General features: G+C 69.6%; 1 protein-coding gene. It reads right to left on the bottom strand.

The features are described from left to right. Positions 1 to 69: 69 nt before the first annotated feature. Positions 70 to 1,977: a translational GTPase TypA gene (gene typA, locus C1I97_RS35775; RefSeq protein ID WP_111007099.1), complete on the bottom strand. Its 1,908-nt coding sequence runs from the start codon at positions 1,975 to 1,977 to the stop codon at positions 70 to 72. Positions 1,978 to 2,137 lie beyond the last annotated feature (160 nt).

Below are 2,137 nucleotides of genomic sequence, written 5' to 3'. Positions count from 1 at the left end.
CCTCCCCACACGTACAGGGCCGGGCACCCCGCCTCGCGGGGTGCCCGGCCCTGTACGGCCCGAGGGACCTCAGCTGTGCTTGGCGCGGCTCGCGGCGCGGGCGCGCTCGCGCTGGTCGAGGGCCACCTTGCGGATGCGGACCGCCTCCGGGGTCACCTCGACGCACTCGTCGTCGCGGCAGAACTCCAGCGACTGCTCCAGGGAGAGCTTGCGCGGCGGGACGATCGACTCGGCCACGTCGGCGGTCGAGGACCGCATGTTGGTGAGCTTCTTCTCCTTGGTGATGTTGACGTCCATGTCGTCGGAGCGGGAGTTCTCGCCGACGATCATGCCCTCGTACACCTCGGTGCCCGGCTCCACGAAGAGCACGCCGCGCTCCTGCAGGTTGGTCATCGCGAAGGCGGTGACGGCGCCGGCGCGGTCGGCGACCAGGGAGCCGTTGTTGCGGGTCTGCAGGGTGCCGAACCAGGGCTCGAAGCCCTCGTGGATGGAGTGGCCGATGCCCGTGCCGCGGGTCTGGGTCAGGAACTCGGTGCGGAAGCCGATGAGACCGCGGGAGGGGACGACGAACTCCATGCGGACCCAGCCGGAGCCGTGGTTGGACATGTTGTCCATCCGGCCCTTGCGCACGCCCATGAGCTGGGTGACGGCGCCCATGTGCTCCTCGGGCACGTCGATCGTCATCCGCTCGACCGGCTCGTGGACCTTGCCGTCGATCTCCTTGGTGACGACCTGCGGCTTGCCGACGGTCAGCTCGTAGCCCTCGCGGCGCATGGTCTCCACCAGGATGGCCAGCGCCAGCTCGCCGCGGCCCTGGACCTCCCAGGCGTCGGGGCGCTCGGTGTCCAGCACGCGCAGCGACACGTTGCCGATCAGCTCACGGTCCAGGCGGTCCTTGACCTGACGGGCGGTGACCTTGCGGTCCTTGACGGCGGCCTTCGCGTCGGCGCCCTTGCCGGTGCCGCCGCGGCCGACCAGCGGGGAGGTGTTGGTGCCGATCGTCATGGAGATCGCGGGCTCGTCGACCGTGATCAGCGGCAGCGGGACCGGGTTCTCGGTGTCCGCGAGCGTCTCGCCGATCATGATGTCCGGGATGCCGGCGACGGCGCAGATGTCACCGGGGCCGGCCTTCTCGGCGGGCTTGCGGGTGAGCGCCTCGGTCATCATCAGCTCGCTGATGCGGACGTTGCTGACCGAGCCGTCGCGCTTGATCCAGGCGACCGTCTGCCCCTTGCGCAGCTCGCCCTGCTCCACGCGCAGCAGCGCGATGCGGCCGAGGAAGTTGTCCGCGTCGAGGTTGGTGACGTGGGCCTGGAGGGGGGCGGTCTCGTCGTAGACGGGCGCCGGGATGTACTCGAGGATCGTGGAGAAGAACGGCTCGAGGTTGGTGGAGTCGGCGGGGACCGTCCCGTCCTGGGGCTTGGTGAGCGAGGCGATGCCGTCCCGGCCGCAGGCGTAGACGATCGGGAACTCGATCTGGTCCTCGTCGGCGTCCACGTCCAGGAACAGGTCGTACGTCTCGTTGACGACCTCGTCGATACGGGCGTCGGGACGGTCCGTCTTGTTGATGCAGAGGATGACGGGCAGGCGGGCCTGCAGGGCCTTGCGCAGCACGAAGCGAGTCTGCGGCAGCGGGCCCTCGGAGGAGTCCACGAGCAAAACGACGCCGTCGACCATCGACAGGGCGCGCTCCACCTCGCCGCCGAAGTCGGCGTGGCCGGGGGTGTCGATGATGTTGATCGTGACGGGGTCCCCGCCGTCCTTGGGGTGGTACTTCACCGCCGTGTTCTTGGCGAGGATCGTGATGCCCTTCTCACGCTCCAGGTCGTTCGAGTCCATCATGCGCTCGTCGACCTGCTCGAGCTGGTGCGCGGCGAAGGCGCCGGCCTGCTTCAGCATGGCGTCGACGATGGTGGTCTTGCCGTGGTCGACGTGGGCGACGATGGCGACGTTGCGGATGTCGTGGCGCGTGGCCATAGTGAGGCGTACTCCCGGATATCGCGGATTGGCCTGCGCGTACGTCGGTGTCACGCGGACCCTGCCGGGCTGAACACGCCACGGCCTCACCCCATGGTACGGGTCCTGGGGCGGGAACCCGCGCGCCCGGCCCCCCGCCCCAGGACCCGTACCATGGGGT

Origin of the sequence: Streptomyces sp. NTH33 (assembly GCF_003236365.1) — a bacterium.
Classification (GTDB): domain Bacteria; phylum Actinomycetota; class Actinomycetes; order Streptomycetales; family Streptomycetaceae; genus Streptomyces.
The sequence above is the reverse complement of the archived record's forward strand: the minus strand, read 5'-3'. Positions and strand labels throughout refer to the sequence as shown.

What these genes read in the sequence shown, in the direction of transcription:
- typA (WP_111007099.1), bottom strand. Translation starts at nt 1,977, where the DNA reads ATGGCCACGCGCCACGACATCCGCAACGTCGCCATCGTCGCCCACGTC.